The sequence below is a fragment of the Pseudomonas crudilactis genome (assembly GCF_013433315.1).
Lineage (GTDB): Bacteria > Pseudomonadota > Gammaproteobacteria > Pseudomonadales > Pseudomonadaceae > Aquipseudomonas > Aquipseudomonas crudilactis.
The window spans coordinates 14,955-32,483 of record NZ_WXVV01000025.1 but is presented as its reverse complement, the minus strand read 5'-3'; the positions used below and the strand labels follow the sequence as shown (position 1 = coordinate 32,483).

Here is a 17,529-nt window from a genome sequence, read left to right as displayed (position 1 = left end):
ACGACCAACAAGGGCCAATGGAAAAGCGATGGCAGAGAGATAGACAACACGGCGGGCAAAACTGCCCACCGTTGTCTCAGGATATTTCACGACGGAAAGGAGGCAACGCATTGAGGATCGCTTTGCCGTAACGCTGGGTGACCAGGCGCCGATCGAGCAAAGTGATGGTGCCGCGGTCCTCTTCGGTGCGCAGCAGACGCCCGCAGGCCTGAACCAGCTTCAGCGAAGCATCGGGCACGGAGATTTCCATGAACGGGTTGCCGCCACGGGCTTCGATCCACTCCGACAGCGCCGCTTCGACCGGATCGTCCGGCACCGAGAACGGGATCTTGGCAATCACCACGTGCTCGCAATAGGCACCCGGCAAGTCGACGCCTTCGGCAAAACTGGCGAGCCCGAACAGCACACTGGAATCACCGCCATCGACCCGCGCCTTGTGTTTGTTCAGGGTTTCCTGTTTCGACAGGTTGCCTTGAATGAACACTTGCTTGCGCCAGTCGCGGTCGAGGCCGTCGAACACGTCCTGCATCTGTTTGCGCGAGGAGAACAACACCAAGGTGCCGCGCGAGCCTTCGACCAGATCCGGCAACTCGCGGATGATCGCTGCCGTGTGTGCGGCGGCATCGCGTGGATCGGCCTTCAGATCCGGCACTCGCAGTACGCCGGCGTCGGCGTGATGGAACGGGCTCGGCACCACGGCGGTGACGGCTTTTTTCGGCAGACCGGCGCGCATGCGGAAGCGGTCGAAAGTGCCCAGCGCCGTCAGGGTCGCCGAGGTCACCAGGCAGCCGTACGCGACATTCCACAGGCTGCGGCGCAGGGTTTCCGCAGCGAGGATCGGGCTGGCATTGACCTCGATATCGAACAGCGAGCCGCTTTCGGCCAAGGTCAGCCAACGTGCCATCGGCGGGCTGTCTTCCGGGTCTTCGGCGGTGAACGCCGTCCACAGCTCCCAGTTGCCGGAGGCGCGGGACAACAGGCTGCCGAACAGCGGATACCACTCTTCAGCCTGATTGCTGGCGATGCCGATGTTGACCTCGCCGTCCATGCCTTCCTTGAGCAGGTCGGTCAGGCGCGTGAACAGATCGTTGAGGCGCGAAAAGCCTTTCTTCAGCTCGATGCCCATTTCGCGCATGTGCTCGGGAATCACTCCGGCGACGAAACGATGGCGCGGCCGCTCACGGCCCTCGACGTCTTCGCCGGGTTTGAAGTCGGCGACCTGCTCGCAGGCGCTGAACATGAACTGCTGCTGCGCCTTGATCTCCCGCGCCAGCTCCGGCACCTGCTCGATCAATTTGCCAAGGTCGCCCGGCAGCGGGTGCTGGGCCAGCAGTTTAGTGAGGTTCTTCGCGGTGGTTTCCAGCCAGTCGGCGGTGGAACGCAGGCGCGTGTAGTGGGCGAAGTGGCCGATGGCTTTGTCCGGCAGGTGGTGGCCTTCGTCGAACACGTAAATGGTGTCGCGCGGATCGGGAAGCACCGCACCGCCGCCCAAGGCCAAGTCAGCCAGGACCATGTCGTGGTTGGTGACGATCACGTCGACCTTGCCCATGCCTTCGCGGGCCTTGTAGAAGGCGCACTGGCCGAAGTTCGGGCAATGACGGTTGGTGCACTGGCTGTGATCGGTGGTCAGACGCGCCCAATCGGCGTCTTCCAGCGCGTTCGGCCAGCTGTCGCGGTCGCCGTCCCACTTATTGCCGGCGAGTTTCTCGATCATGCTGGTGAACAGCTTCTGACTAGCCTCATCGACCTCGATCTTGAAGCCTTCTTCTTCGAACAGCTGGGCGGTGGCGGTTTGCGCGTGGCCTTCCTGCAAGAGCATGTCGAGCTTGGACAGGCACATGTAGCGGCCACGGCCCTTGGCCAGGGCGAAGCTGAAATTCAGCCCGCTGTTGCGCATCAGGTCAGGCAAATCCTTGTAGACGATCTGCTCTTGCAGCGCCACGGTCGCGGTGGCGATTACCAGACGTTTGCCGGCGAGTTTGGCGGTCGGGATCGCGGCCAGGCTGTAGGCCACTGTCTTGCCAGTACCGGTGCCGGCTTCCACCGCAACAATTGCGGGGTCGCCACTGCGCCGGCCTTCGTCGTCGGTGTCGATATCTCCGAGGACTTTGGCGATTTCAGCGATCATCAGGCGCTGGCCGTAACGCGGTTTGAGGCTCTTGGCCTCTAGAAAACGCGAGTAGGCGCCCTGGATCGTGGTTTTGAGTTCAGTGCTGATCATGAATTTTCGGGCGCAAAAAACGCTGGATAAATTTTCAGTGGTTTCGGATGGCGGCTATCATACCCCGCTAATTAATCCCGCGCAGAACGGAGTGCCCCAATGACACCTTTTAGCCTTGTTTACCCCCTGCATGTGCTGTCCGCCCTGGTCTGGGTGGGAGGCATGTTTTTCGCCTGGATGGTCCTGCGCCCCGCGGCTGTAAAGGCCCTCGACGGCCCTGGCCGACTGACCTTGTGGGTGGAAGTGTTTCAAGGTTTTTTCCGTTGGGTCTGGGTCGCGGTGATCCTGTTGCCGATCAGTGGCGTGGGCATGTTGCATTTGCAGCAGGTCGGGTTTGAGACCGCGCCTAAGTATGTGCAGGTGATGATGGGGTTGTATGTGGTGATGACGGCGCTGTTTATCCGCATTCAGGGCTTGATGCTGCCGGAGTTGCGTAAAGCGGTGGAAACGAAGGACTGGCCGGCGGGTGCGGCGGTGCTGGGGCGGATTCGCCGGGTGGTGGGGCTTAATCTGATTGTCGGGTTGGTGCTGGTGGCGATTGCGGCGGCAAGGCCGATGTTCTGAAGATGGGGTAAAGATCAAAAGCCCCTCACCCTAGCCCTCCCGAAACGTCGGACCGCCCGTAGGGAGAGGGGACTGAATGGGGGATATTGAAGAGTTACGCCGACCTGAAGGATTAGCTTTGAATCCATAATCGACACGGTTTTTCAGGTCGATGGATAGCCTGAGTCACCTCGGTCGGCCCCCTCTCCCTCCGGGAGAGGGCTGTGGTGAGGGTCTGCCTTTACAGGCGCTGCACAGTCACAGCCCCCGCCGCCCCCACTGGCCCAGGCTGACCATCCACCCCCGCCTTGCCGCTCTTGCCGCCATCGGCGCGATACACCAGGCAGCCCTTGGACTTGCCGCCCTTCCCGGCCTTGCCGCCAACACCGGCCGGTCCGCCCGCACCGCCCGCGACATTGACCTTGATCAGCTCGGCTGGAAACTCGCGCGGCACTTCAAGGCGCACCAGCGCTCCCGGTGCACCCGGTTGGCCATCGCTGCCGTTACTGCCATCAAAACCGTGCCCGGCCGAGCCATAAGTGCAGCCCGGGTCTTCGCCATTCCCGCCATCGAGGCCGACAAACCCCGGCGCACCGGTGCCGCCACGGGCATCAACCAACAATAGCGGCGCGTTCAACGCCTTGAATTGCAGATTCAGATTACGCCCGGCACGCGCGGCTTTTTCAAAAGTCCCCGGCGCCCCCCGTGCAGTAATCCGGCTGCCATCGCTCAGTTCTGCACGAGCGACCTTCATCTCCAAAGCGTTCTCGCCAGGAACGATCGCGATACGGGCTTCATGGCCAAGACGCAACTCGCCCACGGTCAGTTCGGTCACGTTGGCAGGAATCAGCAACGTGCCGTAATCGGCCACTTCGAGTTTTTCCAACTGCAAGGTGCTGGCCGTGTTGGGCAAACGCATCAGCGAATTGGTTTCAACACTGACCACCTGGGCACAGGCCAAAGGACTGATGAATGCAGCGAGCAGGCAAAGTTTACGCATGGGAAGAAGCCTCCGGAGCGGCCGGGGCCGGGATGGATTGCAAGTGGAATACGCCGAACAGCAGGATGCGGCCACGGTCGCGCCAAGGGTGCGGACGGCCTTTGAGGCTGCGATTGCACAGCAGCACTTCAAGTAGATGAATCAGCAACAGCAGGCCGCCAGCCAGATTGACCAGCAGATGCAGCGGATGTACGAAAGGCACCAGTTGATTGGCCAGCACCACGCAGCAGAACAGCAGGGTCAACAACCGCCCCAGCCACCAGAACACTTTCATACGCTCCCCCGTGTTGCGAATTATTCTTTGGGCGCACAGTAACGGCTTCTGCGGGGGATAAGCCAGAGGGGTAAATGAAAAAACATCCATCGTCTGCCAAATGGCTGCCGGGACGACGGTGATTATCGCCCGGCAGCTCTAGCCTGCGCCCTACAGACGCGTCCTAACGATTGATGTGCAACTCCACACGACGGTTCTGCGCGCGGCCCTCATCGGTGGCGTTATCGGCAACCGGCTCGCTCTCGCCACGTCCTTCACTGGTGAGTTTGTTCGGCGCCAGGCCCTGGCTCAGCAGATAAGCGGCGACACTGCTCGCACGCCGTTCCGACAATGCCTGGTTATAAGCATCCGATCCTTTGCTGTCGGTGTGGCCGATAACCTTGATGCTCACCACGTCGGCATTGCGCAGTTTGTCCATCAGCGTATCGAGCTGGGCTTTCGCCGCCGGGGTCAGGTCAGACTTGTCGAAATCGAACAGCACGTTGCCGGCATCGCTGAGGGTGATGACTTCAGTTTGCGGGGCCGGTTCCGGCACTTTCTCCGTGACCGGATACTGCGGCAACGGGCAACCACGGTGATCGACCGGGGTGTTTTGCGGGGTGTCCGGGCAACGGTCGCGGCGGTCGAACACGCCGTCGTCGTCTTCATCGCCGTCCTGGGCATAACAGATCAGTCCGCCGGTAAGAATCCCCAGCGCTGCGCCGCCACCGGCCCAGCCGCCACTTTCGAGGGCGCCGAGACCGCCTCCGACCAGCCCGCCGATAAGGCTGCAGATCGGCCACGTACGTTGATTGAGGGGTGCAGTGCCATCGCTGTGGGTGGCGCAACCGGTGAGCAAGCTGCCTAGCAGCAGCACCGGCAAGACGGACCTTGAGAAAACAGTCATTGTGAAAGCTCCTGTGTCACCGGCCCATACCGGTTACACAGGAGTAAAGACCCGCATCCGCGACTGCACAAGCCGCGGATGCGAGAGGTCTAGCGGACGATTTTGATTTCGGTGCGACGGTTTTGTGCGCGACCGTCAGCAGTTTTGTTGTCGGCAACCGGCTGGCTTTCACCCAGACCGGACACCGAAACGAAGCTGGCGCGTGGCACACCCTGCTGGATCAGGTATTCCACCACCGAGTGCGCACGACGATCCGACAGTTTTTTGTTGTAGGCATCGCTGCCCACGCTGTCGGTATGACCGGTCACGGTCAGTTGTGCAGTCGAGGATTCCTGTTTCAGGCGCGTGGCAACCTTGTCGAGAACCTGTTTATCAGGGCCGGTCAGTGTGGCTTTGTCGAACTGGAAGTGAACATCGCGAATGACGATGGTTTCTTCCTTGACCACGACAGCCTCTTCCACCACTGGTGCAGGAGCGGGTGGAGGGCAACCGTCAGCGTCGACCTGTACGCCTTTAGGCGTGCCCGGGCACTTGTCGCGACTGTCCGGCACACCATCGCCATCTTCGTCGCCATCACCGTGGACCCAGCAATACGCCGCTGCCGTACCACCGACGATCAGCGCGCCGTAGCCCGCCCACGCCGAACTCTCGGTAGCGCCGAGACCGGCACCAACGACACCACCGACCGCCGCACAGGTCGGCCAGTCGGTTTTCTGCAAACCTGCGCAACCAGTCAACACACTGGTTAGCAGAACCAAGGGTAATGCTGTCCGAACTATGCTCATCTAGTTTTCTCCTGAGGGATCGGCTTAAAACCGATTCAGGGAGTAAAGACCGGAGTTTTAATCTCCGCCAGCAATAGGCCACTGCTGTTTGCGAGCGTGTTCACAGGACTTTGGCGCAATTGCTGCAGACTGGCGCCACAGGGCTCTTTGCCGCGGCAGTCAGGCAGGCTAGTCTTGGCCGTCTGATTGAGGAGCTTCGATGAACGACGCCATTTCTTCCCGCACGCCGCAACAGGCATTGGCCGCGTTGCTGGATCGCTATGCCCCGGCGCGTCTGTTGCTGATCGGCGCCAGTGAATTCCCGGCGTTGACGGCTTTTAAAGAAGCGCACCCGGATACGTGCGTAGCCCATGCCGCGCCTGGTGCCCTGCCAACGGAACTGGCCGCGCGGCGTTTCGATCTGGCGCTGGTGGTCGATTGCCTGGAACATTTGCCCAAGCGCGACGGCCTGAACCTCTTGGGTGGGATTCGCAATCTCAACGCCAGCCGCATTGCCGTGCTGGCGGATCTGCCGGCCAGTGGCTGGCAGGAAACCGACTTCTATTCGTTGGCCCTGCAGGCCAGCGAACGCTTTCAACGCGAAGATCAAGTGCTGACCCTGTTCACCTACGATCTGCTTGACTACAAACAAGTCCCCGACTGGCTCAACTCACGGTTCTGGGCCAATCCGGAAAACTTCGGGAAATACTGGTGGTAATGCAATGAGTACAGCCATTTGCCCCTGCGGCAGCGGCAACCTGCTGGATGCCTGCTGCGGTCATTATCACGAAGGCCATCCTGCGCCGTGCGCCGAAGCCTTGATGCGTTCGCGCTACAGCGCCTATGTGCTGGGTTTGATCGATTACCTTGTGGTGACCACCTTGCCTGCTCAGCAAGCGGGACTGAATCGTCAGTCGATCAGCGACTGGAGCGCGCAGAGCACCTGGCTCGGCCTCGATGTCGAAAGCTCGGAAGTCTTCGGCGGTCAGCCGGAACACGCCTTCGTCACCTTCACCGCGCGCTGGCACGATGATCAGGGTGAACACAGCCATCGCGAGCGCTCCTCATTTGTGCAGAACACTGGCCGCTGGTACTTCATTGATCCGACGGTGCAATTGAAGCTGGGGCGCAACGACAGTTGCCCGTGCGCCAGCGGGCAGAAGTTCAAGAAGTGCTGTGCGGGGTATTTCGGCGCTTAGATTCGTCGGCGACTAGACTGGGACCAAAGGGAGTTTTACTCGATGCTCAGTCAATGGCGCACATTCCAGGTTTTCACCCTGATGCTGATCCTGAACCTCGGCGGTTGTGCGTCGTGGTTCAGCGATGACAGCGTCGACCCCGCCGTGCATCTGGTGAAAGTCGAAGTGGTGCGCGCCAAACTGCTCGAACAGAAATTCATTCTGCACTTTCGCATCGACAATCCCAACGACAGTGACCTGACCGTACGCGGCCTCGAATACCGCATTCATCTGGCCGACATGCTGCTGGCCGAAGGCGAGCATGAACACTGGTTCACCGTTGGGCCGAAGCGCAGCGCGTATTTCAAGGTGCCCATCCGTACCAACCTGTGGCCTCGGGTAAAAGACGTAGTGAAAATGCTGAAAAGTCCGAATCAGCAGATTCCCTACCGATTGCAGGGCGAAATGGAAACCGGTTTATTCATCGCCCACTACGTGCACCTTGAGCGCAATGGCGTGATAATCCCCGCCGATTTAATTCCGGAGCAACACCGATGACCCAGCAACCTCATGTCCATGGTCCTGACTGCAACCACGATCACGACCATCATCACGACCATGACCACGGCCATGTTCACGGCCCGAACTGCGGCCACGCCCACCAGGAACCGGTGCGCAACGCCCTGAAAGACGTCGGCCGCAACGATCCTTGCCCATGCGGCAACGGCAAGAAATTCAAGAAGTGCCACGGCGCTTGATGCCCGGGGCGAAGACCCTCTTCGCCTGACCTGCCGCCTTCGCGAGCAAGCTCGCTCCCACAGTCAATCGAGTTCCTTCAGTTGGAATGCAATACCTGTAGGAGTGAGCGGGTTTCTTCAGTTGCAATGCAATCCCCTGTGGGAGCGAGCTTGCTCGCGAAGGGGCCGGCACATACGGTGAAGTTTTTCAGCCGGCCTTCAAAATCTGTGCAGAACTGACCACCGTCGCATACTCCCCATCCAGATTCCCCAGCGACATCCCGTGCACCTCTTCAGCCGTACGCAACGTGCCGAAATAATCGGCCTTGTCGAAGGTGAAGCACGCATCCTCAACCACCCATGCATCAAACCCAAGATTGCCCGCCGTGCGCGCCGTCGATTCCACCGAGTTGTTGGTCGCCACACCGACAATGATCAATTGCGAAATGCCCGCCTCGCGCAACCGCGCCTCTAATCCAGTGGCACAAAACGCATCCGGCACCTGCTTCTGAATCAGCCATTCGCCATCCTGCGGCAAAAACCGCTGCTGAAACTCCACCCCTTCCTGCTCCGGCCAAAACACCGAATTTGGTTCACGCGACAGATGTTGCACATGAATCACCGGCCTTGCGCTACGCCGCCACAGCCCCAGCAGATCAAGGATTCGCGCTTCCGCCTGAGGATTATTCCTTCGCCCCAAACGCGGCTGCAGGATGCCTTTTTGCTGGTCGATGATGATCAGTGCAGCGTTGGCCTGAAGCTCCATGGCGATTTTTCTCATGCGGGGTCATTGAATTCTGCGCAGTTCAGCATCACCTCTTCCTAACAGGCAAGCTATCGAACGCACACGGGACGACCTGACGCCGGCGTTTGCTGTCCGCACGCAAGTCCATTTCTGCTTTGGAGTTCTCCATGATCGACCTGTATTACTGGACCACCCCCAACGGCCACAAGATCTCACTGTTCCTCGAAGAAGCCGGCCTGCCGTACAACGTGCACCCGATCAACATCAGTCAGGGTGAGCAGTTTCAGCCACACTTTCTGAAAATCGCCCCGAACAACCGCATCCCGGCCATCGTCGATCATGAACCGGCCGATGGCGGCGAACCGTTGTCGCTGTTCGAATCCGGGGCGATTCTTTTGTATCTGGCGGAGAAGACCGGGAAGTTTCTGCCCCAAGACCTGCGCGGTCGGCAAACGGCGCTGCAATGGCTGTTCTGGCAAATGGGCGGACTGGGGCCGATGGCCGGGCAGAATCACCACTTCAGCCAGTTCGCCCCGGAGAAAATCCCCTACGCGATCAAGCGCTACATCGACGAGACCGCGCGGTTGTATGGCGTATTGAACAAGCAATTGGCTGATAACGAATTCGTCGCCGGCAGCGAATACAGCATTGCCGACATGGCGATCTATCCGTGGATCGTCTCGCACAAATGGCAAAGCCAGAACCTTGAAGACTTCCCGCATGTGCAGCGCTGGTTCAACCACATCAAGGATCGCCCGGCCACCGTTAAGGCCTACGCGCTGGTGCAGAAAATCAATCCACCGAAGGCTTGACCCGAGCGGATCGCTCCCATGCGAAGCGTGGGAGCGATCAATGGCAAGAAATAACCACTCGCCCCGCTTGCGCGGCCACCTCCTGCTCACTAACGTAGCGCCTTTACTGACGCTACCCCCCGCAGGAGCTTTGCCATGGCCTCGCCAGCCCTCACACATTTTCTTCCCCGGTTCGGCGTTGCCGCAGCAGTGGCCGGTGTTTTGGGCCTGTCCGGTTGCCAGACCTGGAACGCTCAGGACACCCTCCCGCCGACCTCCGGCGTGCAGCCGCTCAAGGGCCTGGCGCAGAACGTGTCGGTGCGACGCAATGCCATGGGCATGCCGTTGATCGAGAGCAACACCTTCCACGACGCGCTGTTCAGCCTCGGCTATGTGCACGCCAGCGACCGCATCAACCAGATGGTCACCCTGCGCCTGTTGGCGCAGGGCCGTCTGGCGGAAATGTCCGGTGCATCGATGCTCGACGCCGACCGCTACATGCGCGCGGTCAATCTGAAGAAAAGCGCTGGCGAGCTGTACAAGGCTTCGTCGCCACGCCTCAAGCGCTTCTTCGAAGTCTACGCGCGGGGCGTCAACGCCTACCTGTTCCGCTACGCCGACAAGTTGCCGGGCGACCTCGCCTCCAGCGGTTACAAGCCGGAATACTGGAAACCGGAAGACTCGGCGTTGATTTTCGCCCTGTTGAATTTCAGCCAGTCGGCCAACCTGCCGGAAGAAATTTCCTCGCTGGTGCTGGCGCAAACCGTGACCAGCGACAAACTCGCCTGGCTGACGCCGTCCGCGCCTGACGAGAACCTGCCACTGGCCGAGGCTGACAAGCTGCAAGGCCTCAAGCTCAACGGGCAGATCCCGGGGCTGACCGAACTGAGCAGCGCCAGCCAGCAACTGTCGACGCTGAACCTGCTGGGCACCGCGTCTTCGAACAACTGGGCGATCGCCCCGCAACGCAGCCGCAGCGGCAAGAGCCTGCTGGCCAGCGACGCCCATGGGCCGCTCGCCGCGCCATCGTTGTGGAGCTTCGTGCAGATTCGCGCACCGAAATATCAAGCCGCCGGCGTTACCGTGGCCGGTTTGCCGCTGGTCCTCGGTGGCTTTAACGGCAAAGTCGCGTGGAGCATGACCAGCGTGCTCGGCGACAACCAGGACCTGTTCCTGGAAAAAATCCGCCGCCAGGGCAGCAGCCTGACCTACGAGGTCAATGGCAAATGGCAGCCGCTGGGCGTGCGCAACGAAACCTATTTCGTCAAAGGCCAGCGGCCGATTCGTGAAGCGGTGTACGAAACCCGTCACGGCGCGTTGCTCAACAGCGCTCAAGCGGCGGCGCAGGGCAGCGGTTTCGGTCTGGCCTTGCAGACGCCGAGCTTCACCGATGACAAATCGCTGGATGCGTTTTTTGATCTGACCCGTGCGCAAACGGTTGAACGTGCCTCGGATGCCAGCCGCGAGATCCGCGCCATCGCCTTGAATCTGGTGTTCGCCGATGCGAGCAATATTGGCTGGCAAGTCACCGGGCGCTTCCCGAATCGCCGCGAAGGCGAAGGTTTGCTGCCATCGCCGGGCTGGGAAGGTCGTTACGACTGGGACGGTTACGCCGACCCGATGCTGCATCCGTACGATCAGGATCCGGCACAAGGCTGGCTCGGCACCGCCAACCAGCGCGTGATTCCTCACGGTTACGGCATGCAACTGTCCAACTCGTGGGCGTCGCCGGAACGTGGCGAGCGTCTGGCGGAACTGGCCGGCAGCGGCAAGCACGACAGCCGCAGCGTGATCGCCATGCAGTACGACCAGACCACCACCTTCGCCGCCAAGCTGAAAAAAGTCTTCGAAGCTCCGGGCATGAAGCAACCGCTGAAACAGGCGATCGATGCCCTGCCGGAAGCGGATCGCAGTAAGGCGCGTGAAGCGTTTACACGGTTGATGGCGTTCGACGGCAAGCTCAGCCCGACCTCGGCGGATGCGGCGATCTATGAGCTGTTCCTGCAAGAGAGCATGAAACAGATTTTCCTCGACGAACTCGGCCCGGAATCGAGCCCGGCGTGGAAGGCGTTTGTTGCCAATGGTGATTTGTCTTACGCGGCGCAGGCCGATCATCTGTTGGGGCGTGAAGACAGTCCGTTCTGGGACGACATCCGCACGCCGCAGAAAGAGGACAAAGCGGTGATTCTCGCGCGCAGCTTCGCTGCAGCGATCAGCGCTGGCGACAGTCAGTTGGGTGGCGATCACAGATCCTGGCAGTGGGGCAAGCTGCACAGTTATGCCTGGAAGAACAGCAATGGCCAGACCGTGCGCGGCCCACTGGCAGCGGGTGGCGATCACACGACGCTGAACACTTCGGCGTTTGCCTGGGGTCAGGATTTCACCACCACCCGGGCGCCGTCGATGCGCTTCATCGTCGACTTCGGTCAGACCGAGCCGCTGATGGGGCAGAACGGAACGGGGCAGTCGGGGAACCCGGTGAGTCCGAATTACCTCAATGGCATCGATGCGTGGTTGAAGGGGCAGTACATCGGCTTGCCGATGCAGCCGCAGAACTTTGATCGGGTGTATGGCAAGACCCGTCTGACTCTTACTCCCGGCAAATAAGGCAAAGGTCAAAAGCCCCTCACCCTAACCCTCTCCCGGAGGGAGAGGGGACTGATTGGGGATGGCTGAAGTTTTTCGCCGACCTGAACGGGCACTGCCGAATCCGGGATTTGTTCGGTTAACTCGTCGGGCAGCTTGGTCAGCCTTGTAAATCGAAAGCCCCTCACCCTAGCCCTTTCCCCAAGGGAGAGGGGACTGATTGGGGGTGGCTGAAGTTTTTCGCCGACCTGAACGGGCACTGCCGAATCCGGAGTTAACTCGGTTCGTGCTGTGCCGAATCCATAATCGACTCGGTTTTCCAGGTCGATGTCACTCGCCAGACACCTCGGTCGGCTCCCTCTCCCTCTGGGAGAGGGCTGGGGTGAGGGTGGCTATTCAAAGTCGATAGAACTTCCGGACTCGCGCCAGCCTCATAGCTAACAAGCCCCCCATTCCTGGTAACGACATGGACCTTGTTATCGCCCGCCCCGAAGGTTTGTATTGCCCTGCGGGTGACTTTTATATCGATCCGTGGCGCCCCGTCGAGCGCTCGGTCATTACCCATGCCCACGGCGATCACGCCCGTACCGGCAATCTGCATTACCTGGCCAGCAGCGCCAGCGAAGGGATTCTGCGTGCGCGCCTCGGTCAGGACATCAACCTGCAAACCCTCGCCTACGGCCAGCGCCTGACGCACCACGGTGTCACCTTGAGTTTTCATCCGGCCGGGCATGTCCTCGGCTCGGCACAGGTACGCCTCGAATACGGCGGTGAAGTCTGGGTCGCATCGGGCGATTACAAGATCGAACCGGACGGCACTTGTGCCCCGTTCGAACCGGTGCGCTGCCACACCTTTATCACCGAATCGACCTTCGGCCTGCCGATCTATCGCTGGCAACCACAGGCGCAGGTGTTCAGCGAGATCAACCAGTGGTGGTCAGCCAATATCGCGGCCGGCAAGGCCAGCGTGTTGTTCTGCTACTCGTTCGGCAAGGCCCAGAGGATTCTCCATGGCATCGACGCAAGCCTCGGCCCGATCCTCAGCCACGGCGCAGTCGAGCCGCTGAACCGGGTCTATCGCGAGGCTGGCGTGTATCTGCCGCCCACGATCTACGCTGGAGACGTGAAGAAAAGCGATCCGATCATGCGCCAGGCCTTGGTCATCGCCCCACCCTCGGCCGGAGGCAGCACCTGGATGCGTCGTTTTGGCGAGTTCAGCGACGCATTTGCCAGCGGCTGGATGCGTTTGCGTGGCACCCGACGGCGGCGCGGTGTCGACCGCGGTTTCGTGCTATCCGATCACGCCGACTGGCCCGGCCTGCTCTGGGCGATCGAGCAAACCGGCGCGGAACGGGTGATGGTCACCCACGGTTCGATCGGTGTGCTCGTACGGCATCTGCGCGAACAGGGTCTGGATGCCCAGGGTTTCAATACCGAATACGGCGATGACGAAGAAGAAAACATCGCTGCCGAACCGACCATCGCCGAGCTGCCAGCATGAAAGCATTCGCCGAGTTGTACGCCGAACTCGACGCGACCACGTCAAGCAACGCCAAACTGGCGGCGATGCAGACTTACTTCGCTCAGGCCGAACCGCATGACGCCGCGTGGGCGGTGTACTTCCTCTCCGGTGGCCGCCCCAGGCAACTGGTGCCGGTTCGAATCCTGCGCGAACTCGCCGTTGAGATCTCCGGCCTGGAACCGTGGCTGTTCGAGGAAAGCTATCAAGCGGTCGGCGACCTGGCCGAAACCATTTCGCTGGTGCTCGCGGAAAACCCGTACAGCTCCAACGCTGGCCTCGCCGAATGGATAGAAGAAAAACTGCTGCCGCTGCGCGGTGAAACCCCGGAGTCCTTAAGCCGACAACTGCCGGCCCTGTGGGCGCAACTGGATCGATCAAGCCTGATGCTGTGCATCAAATTGATCACCGGCAGTTTCCGCGTCGGCGTCTCGAAATTGCTGGTCACCCGGGCCTTGGCCTCGATGGCCGGGCTGGACAGCAAACGCGTGGCGCAGCGCTTGGTCGGTTACACCGACCTGTCGAACCGGCCTAGCGCCGCCAGCTACCTGAAACTGATCGCCCCTGAATCCAGCGATGAACATGCCCAGCGCGGTGGCCAGCCCTACCCGTTTTTCCTCGCCCACGCGTTGTCGCAACCGGTTGATGAGTTTGAAACGCTGCTGGGGCCTGCGAGCAACTGGCAGATTGAATGGAAATGGGATGGCATCCGCGCGCAAGTGGTCAAACGTGAAGGCCGCCTGTGGATCTGGTCGCGGGGCGAGGAACTGGTGACCGAGCGTTTTCCCGAACTGGATGTGCTGGTACACGGCTTGCCCGACGGCACCGTGATCGACGGCGAAATCGTCGTCTGGAAAAGCACGCATCCGCGCACTGAAGACGCCTTCGATCCGCAATCGACCGAACCTCCCGCGGTGCAACCCTTCGCCTTGCTGCAGCAACGCATCGGCCGCAAGACTCTCGACAAGAAAATCCTCGAAGACGTGCCGGTGGTGGTGCTCGCCTACGACTTGCTCGAATGGCAAGGCGAAGACTGGCGCAACCAGCCGCAGGCCAGACGCCGCGCGCAACTGGAAGAGGTCATCGCCCGTTGCAACAGCCAGGTGCTGCTGCCCTCACCGGTGCTGACCGGCAGCGACTGGTTCGACCTCGCCCGCCAGCGCGAAGCCTCACGGCGACTGGGTGTCGAAGGGATGATGCTCAAGGCGCGGGACTCGCTGTACGGCGTCGGCCGCACCAAGGACATGGGCGTCTGGTGGAAGTGGAAGGTTGATCCGTTCAGTGTCGATGCTGTGTTGATTTACGCACAGCGCGGCCACGGTCGCCGGGCCAGTCTGTACAGCGATTACACCTTTGCCGTGTGGGACGGCCCGCCCGATTCGAGTCAGCGCGCGCTGGTGCCGTTTGCCAAAGCGTATTCGGGGCTGACCGATGAGGAGATGCGTCAGGTCGACAGCATTGTGCGCAAGACCACGGTGGAGAAGTTTGGCCCGGTCAGCAGCGTGAAGCCGAGTCTGGTGTTTGAGCTGGGTTTCGAAGGCATCGCCCTGTCGCGGCGGCACAAGAGCGGGATCGCCGTGCGGTTTCCGCGGATGCTGCGCTGGCGCCAGGACAAAACCGTGGATGAGGCGGATAGCCTTGCCACATTGCAGGATCTGCTGGCCTGACCCCTTTTCCCGGGACAACAATCGATCATTTGATCGTCCACACGCTCTGCGTGGGAATGCCTCAAAACGGTCGCTCCGCGTTCGGCTTTGGAGGAGACGCGGAGCGTCCCGGGCTGCATTCCTTTGCTGCGCGTGGGAACGGTCGGCTGCAAATCAGTGCATGCTTTCTGCGATGCCCATTTCCGGGCATTCAATCACTCTCATCTCTCCCCGCCCAACCTTTTAAAACACTTGTTCGGGACTCTGGTTCGGAAATTGCTACTTTCTATAGGTCGTACGCGTTCCAGTAACAATAATTCTGCGCCACAAGCGCTCATATTGGTTCTTAGGGATTGAATAATGAAAAAAGCATTGCTGACCCTTTCTGCACTGGCGTTGTGCATGGCCGCTGGCTCCGCGCTGGCCAAGGAATACAAAGAGCTGCGCTTTGGCGTTGACCCTTCGTACGCACCGTTTGAGTCGAAAGCGGCCGACGGCAGCCTGGTGGGCTTCGACATCGATCTGGGCAACGCGATCTGTGCCGAGCTGAAGGTCAAGTGCAAGTGGGTCGAAAGTGACTTCGACGGCATGATTCCGGGCCTCAAGGCCAACAAATTCGACGGTGTGATCTCGTCGATGACCGTGACCCCGGCCCGCGAGAAAGTCATCGATTTCTCCAGTGAGCTGTTCTCCGGCCCGACCGCTTACGTGTCGAAAAAAGGCTCCGGCATCACCGCCGACGTCGCGTCGCTGAAGGGTAAAACCGTTGGTTACGAGCAGGGCACCATTCAGGAAGCCTACGCCAAAGCCGTGCTGGACAAGGCCGGCGTGAAAACCCAGGCCTATCAGAACCAGGATCAGGTTTACTCCGACCTGACCTCCGGCCGTCTCGACGCCGGCATCCAGGACATGCTGCAAGCCGAACTGGGCTTTTTGAAGTCGCCACAGGGCGCCGACTATGACGTCAGCAAGCCAGTCGACAACGAATTGCTGCCAGCCAAAACCGCTGTCGGTATTAAGAAAGGTAACACTGAGCTGAAAGCGCTTTTAGATAAAGGTATCAAAGCGTTACACGATGACGGCAAATACGCCGAGATTCAAAAGAAACACTTTGGCGATCTGAATCTGTACAGCGGCAAATAATGCCCCGGCGCCCATCCTCGATGGGCGCCTTTTCCATCCGCTCAGGTTGCTGATTTATGTTCGAAACCCTCCTGCAAAATCTGGGGCTCTCCGCCTTCAGCCTCAAAGGCTTCGGTCCTTTGCTGCTGGAAGGCACCTGGATGACCATCAAATTATCGGCGATGTCGCTGCTGGTGGCCGTGTTGCTCGGCCTGCTCGGCGCCAGCGCCAAACTGTCAAAAGTCAAACTGGTGCGCCTGCCTGCCCAGCTCTACACCACGCTGATTCGCGGCGTGCCGGATCTGGTGCTGATGCTGCTGATTTTCTACAGCCTGCAAACCTGGCTGACGACCCTCACCGATTACATGGAATGGGAATACATCGAAATCGACCCGTTCAGTGCCGGGGTGCTGACCCTGGGCTTCATTTATGGTGCGTATTTCACCGAAACCTTCCGTGGTGCGATCCTCGCGGTGCCGCGCGGTCAGGTCGAAGCGGCCACCGCGTATGGTCTCAAACGTGGCCAGCGTTTTCGTTTCGTGGTGTTCCCGCAAATGATGCGCTTCGCCCTACCGGGCATCGGCAACAACTGGATGGTGATGCTCAAGGCCACCGCGCTGGTGTCGATCATCGGTTTGGCGGATCTGGTCAAAGCCGCGCAGGACGCCGGTAAAAGCACTTATCAACTGTTCTACTTCCTGGTCCTGGCCGCGTTGATCTATCTGCTGATCACCAGTGCTTCGAACTTCATCCTGCGCTGGCTCGAACGCCGCTACGCCGCCGGTGCCCGGGAGGCCGTACGATGATCGAACTTCTGCAGGAATACTGGCGCGCCTTCCTTTATACCGACGGCCAGAACATCACCGGGCTGGCGATGACGCTGTGGCTGCTCAGCGCCTCGATCTTCATCGGTTTTCTGGTGTCGATTCCGTTATCGATTGCGCGGGTTTCGCCGCACTTCTACATTCGCTGGCCGGTGCAGTTTTACACCTACCTGTTCCGTGGCACGCCGCTGTATATCCAGTTGCTGATCTGCTACACCGGGATCTACAGCCTCGCCGCCGTGCGTGCGCAGCCATTGCTCGACAGTTTCTTCCGCGATGCGATGAACTGCACGATCCTCGCCTTCGCCCTCAACACCTGCGCCTACACCACGGAGATTTTCGCCGGGGCGATTCGCAGCATGAACCACGGCGAAGTCGAAGCGGCCAAGGCTTACGGGCTGACCGGCTGGAAGCTGTATGCCTACGTGATCATGCCGTCGGCGCTGCGCCGATCGTTGCCGTATTACAGCAACGAAGTGATCCTGATGCTGCACTCGACCACCGTGGCCTTCACCGCGACCATCCCCGACATCCTGAAAGTCGCGCGGGACGCCAACTCGGCGACCTTCCTGACCTTTCAGTCGTTCGGCATCGCCGCGCTGATCTACCTGACCATTACCTTTGCGCTGGTCGGCCTGTTCCGCCTTGCCGAACGCCGATGGCTGGCCTTCCTCGGGCCGACTCACTAGGCCC

At 60.4% G+C, this 17,529-nt stretch carries 18 protein-coding genes; 12 read left to right on the top strand and 6 right to left on the bottom strand.

What is annotated here, in order from left to right:
* Window positions 1–76 precede the first annotated feature (76 nt).
* A complete protein-coding gene (gene dinG, locus GTU76_RS23955) occupies window positions 77–2,221 on the bottom strand; it encodes an ATP-dependent DNA helicase DinG (protein WP_038358136.1) in 2,145 nt (714 codons plus the stop codon).
* A gap of 99 nt (window positions 2,222–2,320) precedes the next feature.
* Here dinG and GTU76_RS23950 point away from each other — a divergent pair, with 99 nt between their 5' ends.
* The gene (locus tag GTU76_RS23950) at window positions 2,321–2,785 is read left to right on the top strand and encodes a CopD family protein (protein WP_180699757.1); all 465 of its coding nucleotides are present in this window, start codon (window positions 2,321–2,323) and stop codon (window positions 2,783–2,785) included.
* 220 nt (window positions 2,786–3,005) lie between these two features.
* Here the strand turns inward: GTU76_RS23950 and GTU76_RS23945 are convergent, their stop codons facing one another.
* The 4 genes from GTU76_RS23945 to GTU76_RS23930 all read right to left on the bottom strand — a co-directional run bounded on the left by GTU76_RS23945 (window position 3,006) and on the right by GTU76_RS23930 (window position 5,709).
* Entirely contained in the window at window positions 3,006–3,764 is a 759-nt protein-coding gene (locus tag GTU76_RS23945) for a collagen-like protein (protein ID WP_180699756.1), read from the bottom strand.
* Window positions 3,757–4,038, bottom strand: coding sequence for a DUF1145 domain-containing protein (locus tag GTU76_RS23940; RefSeq protein ID WP_016985580.1), 282 nt, complete (start codon window positions 4,036–4,038; stop codon window positions 3,757–3,759). The genes GTU76_RS23945 and GTU76_RS23940 overlap by 8 nt, the downstream gene beginning before the upstream one ends.
* A gap of 163 nt (window positions 4,039–4,201) precedes the next feature.
* Window positions 4,202–4,924, bottom strand: a complete 723-nt coding sequence (locus tag GTU76_RS23935; RefSeq protein WP_180699755.1) for a PA1041 family peptidoglycan-binding anchor lipoprotein — start codon at window positions 4,922–4,924, stop codon at window positions 4,202–4,204.
* A gap of 89 nt (window positions 4,925–5,013) precedes the next feature.
* A complete protein-coding gene (locus GTU76_RS23930) occupies window positions 5,014–5,709 on the bottom strand; it encodes a PA1041 family peptidoglycan-binding anchor lipoprotein (RefSeq protein WP_175555166.1) in 696 nt (231 codons plus the stop codon).
* A gap of 199 nt (window positions 5,710–5,908) precedes the next feature.
* Between GTU76_RS23930 and GTU76_RS23925 the strand changes: the two genes are divergently transcribed.
* From GTU76_RS23925 to GTU76_RS23910, 4 genes are read left to right on the top strand one after another with little or no spacing between them, the layout of a single operon-like run.
* Entirely contained in the window at window positions 5,909–6,406 is a 498-nt protein-coding gene (locus tag GTU76_RS23925) for a DUF6231 family protein (protein WP_180699754.1), read from the top strand.
* Between the two features lie 4 nt (window positions 6,407–6,410).
* Window positions 6,411–6,887, top strand: coding sequence for a YchJ family protein (locus tag GTU76_RS23920; RefSeq protein WP_016985577.1), 477 nt, complete (start codon window positions 6,411–6,413; stop codon window positions 6,885–6,887).
* Window positions 6,888–6,929: 42 nt separating this feature from the next.
* Complete coding sequence (locus GTU76_RS23915) at window positions 6,930–7,424, top strand: LEA/WHy family protein (protein WP_016985576.1); 495 nt, start codon at window positions 6,930–6,932, stop codon at window positions 7,422–7,424.
* Window positions 7,421–7,624 (top strand): SEC-C metal-binding domain-containing protein, encoded by a 204-nt coding sequence (locus GTU76_RS23910; RefSeq protein ID WP_003198420.1) that lies wholly within the window; start codon window positions 7,421–7,423, stop codon window positions 7,622–7,624. The genes GTU76_RS23915 and GTU76_RS23910 overlap by 4 nt, the downstream gene beginning before the upstream one ends.
* A 187-nt stretch (window positions 7,625–7,811) precedes the next feature.
* On the opposite strand, the gene GTU76_RS23905 is transcribed toward GTU76_RS23910, so the two are convergent.
* Window positions 7,812–8,369, bottom strand: a complete 558-nt coding sequence (locus GTU76_RS23905) for a cysteine hydrolase family protein (RefSeq protein ID WP_016985575.1) — start codon at window positions 8,367–8,369, stop codon at window positions 7,812–7,814.
* 146 nt (window positions 8,370–8,515) lie between these two features.
* Between GTU76_RS23905 and GTU76_RS23900 the strand changes: the two genes are divergently transcribed.
* The 7 genes from GTU76_RS23900 to GTU76_RS23870 all read left to right on the top strand — a co-directional run bounded on the left by GTU76_RS23900 (window position 8,516) and on the right by GTU76_RS23870 (window position 17,525).
* Complete coding sequence (locus GTU76_RS23900; RefSeq protein ID WP_180699753.1) at window positions 8,516–9,160, top strand: glutathione binding-like protein; 645 nt, start codon at window positions 8,516–8,518, stop codon at window positions 9,158–9,160.
* Window positions 9,161–9,295: 135 nt separating this feature from the next.
* Window positions 9,296–11,746: a penicillin acylase family protein gene (locus GTU76_RS23895; protein ID WP_180699752.1), complete on the top strand. Its 2,451-nt coding sequence runs from the start codon at window positions 9,296–9,298 to the stop codon at window positions 11,744–11,746.
* 445 nt (window positions 11,747–12,191) lie between these two features.
* Window positions 12,192–13,226, top strand: a complete 1,035-nt coding sequence (locus tag GTU76_RS23890; RefSeq protein ID WP_180699751.1) for a ligase-associated DNA damage response exonuclease — start codon at window positions 12,192–12,194, stop codon at window positions 13,224–13,226.
* The gene (locus GTU76_RS23885; protein WP_180699750.1) at window positions 13,223–14,911 is read left to right on the top strand and encodes an ATP-dependent DNA ligase; all 1,689 of its coding nucleotides are present in this window, start codon (window positions 13,223–13,225) and stop codon (window positions 14,909–14,911) included. Before GTU76_RS23890 ends, GTU76_RS23885 begins: the two co-directional genes overlap by 4 nt.
* 339 nt (window positions 14,912–15,250) lie before the next feature.
* On the top strand, window positions 15,251–16,033 hold the full coding sequence (locus tag GTU76_RS23880; RefSeq protein ID WP_008083900.1) for a transporter substrate-binding domain-containing protein: 783 nt from the start codon (window positions 15,251–15,253) through the stop codon (window positions 16,031–16,033).
* A 56-nt stretch (window positions 16,034–16,089) separates the two neighbouring features.
* Window positions 16,090–16,818: an ABC transporter permease gene (locus GTU76_RS23875; protein WP_016986411.1), complete on the top strand. Its 729-nt coding sequence runs from the start codon at window positions 16,090–16,092 to the stop codon at window positions 16,816–16,818.
* Window positions 16,815–17,525 carry an ABC transporter permease gene (locus tag GTU76_RS23870; RefSeq protein ID WP_016986412.1) on the top strand — a complete coding sequence of 237 codons (711 nt, stop codon included), beginning with the start codon at window positions 16,815–16,817 and terminating at the stop codon, window positions 17,523–17,525. The genes GTU76_RS23875 and GTU76_RS23870 overlap by 4 nt, the downstream gene beginning before the upstream one ends.
* Window positions 17,526–17,529 lie beyond the last annotated feature (4 nt).

Bases quoted from the DNA above. Each gene is read 5' to 3' on its own strand.
- dinG (WP_038358136.1), bottom strand. From the start codon at position 2,221: ATGATCAGCACTGAACTCAAAACCACGATCCAGGGCGCCTACTCGCGT.
- GTU76_RS23950 (WP_180699757.1), top strand. From the start codon at position 2,321: ATGACACCTTTTAGCCTTGTTTACCCCCTGCATGTGCTGTCCGCCCTG.
- GTU76_RS23945 (WP_180699756.1), bottom strand. From the start codon at position 3,764: ATGCGTAAACTTTGCCTGCTCGCTGCATTCATCAGTCCTTTGGCCTGT.
- GTU76_RS23940 (WP_016985580.1), bottom strand. From the start codon at position 4,038: ATGAAAGTGTTCTGGTGGCTGGGGCGGTTGTTGACCCTGCTGTTCTGC.
- GTU76_RS23935 (WP_180699755.1), bottom strand. From the start codon at position 4,924: ATGACTGTTTTCTCAAGGTCCGTCTTGCCGGTGCTGCTGCTAGGCAGC.
- GTU76_RS23930 (WP_175555166.1), bottom strand. From the start codon at position 5,709: ATGAGCATAGTTCGGACAGCATTACCCTTGGTTCTGCTAACCAGTGTG.
- GTU76_RS23925 (WP_180699754.1), top strand. From the start codon at position 5,909: ATGAACGACGCCATTTCTTCCCGCACGCCGCAACAGGCATTGGCCGCG.
- GTU76_RS23920 (WP_016985577.1), top strand. From the start codon at position 6,411: ATGAGTACAGCCATTTGCCCCTGCGGCAGCGGCAACCTGCTGGATGCC.
- GTU76_RS23915 (WP_016985576.1), top strand. From the start codon at position 6,930: ATGCTCAGTCAATGGCGCACATTCCAGGTTTTCACCCTGATGCTGATC.
- GTU76_RS23910 (WP_003198420.1), top strand. From the start codon at position 7,421: ATGACCCAGCAACCTCATGTCCATGGTCCTGACTGCAACCACGATCAC.
- GTU76_RS23905 (WP_016985575.1), bottom strand. From the start codon at position 8,369: ATGGAGCTTCAGGCCAACGCTGCACTGATCATCATCGACCAGCAAAAA.
- GTU76_RS23900 (WP_180699753.1), top strand. From the start codon at position 8,516: ATGATCGACCTGTATTACTGGACCACCCCCAACGGCCACAAGATCTCA.
- GTU76_RS23895 (WP_180699752.1), top strand. From the start codon at position 9,296: ATGGCCTCGCCAGCCCTCACACATTTTCTTCCCCGGTTCGGCGTTGCC.
- GTU76_RS23890 (WP_180699751.1), top strand. From the start codon at position 12,192: ATGGACCTTGTTATCGCCCGCCCCGAAGGTTTGTATTGCCCTGCGGGT.
- GTU76_RS23885 (WP_180699750.1), top strand. From the start codon at position 13,223: ATGAAAGCATTCGCCGAGTTGTACGCCGAACTCGACGCGACCACGTCA.
- GTU76_RS23880 (WP_008083900.1), top strand. From the start codon at position 15,251: ATGAAAAAAGCATTGCTGACCCTTTCTGCACTGGCGTTGTGCATGGCC.
- GTU76_RS23875 (WP_016986411.1), top strand. From the start codon at position 16,090: ATGTTCGAAACCCTCCTGCAAAATCTGGGGCTCTCCGCCTTCAGCCTC.
- GTU76_RS23870 (WP_016986412.1), top strand. From the start codon at position 16,815: ATGATCGAACTTCTGCAGGAATACTGGCGCGCCTTCCTTTATACCGAC.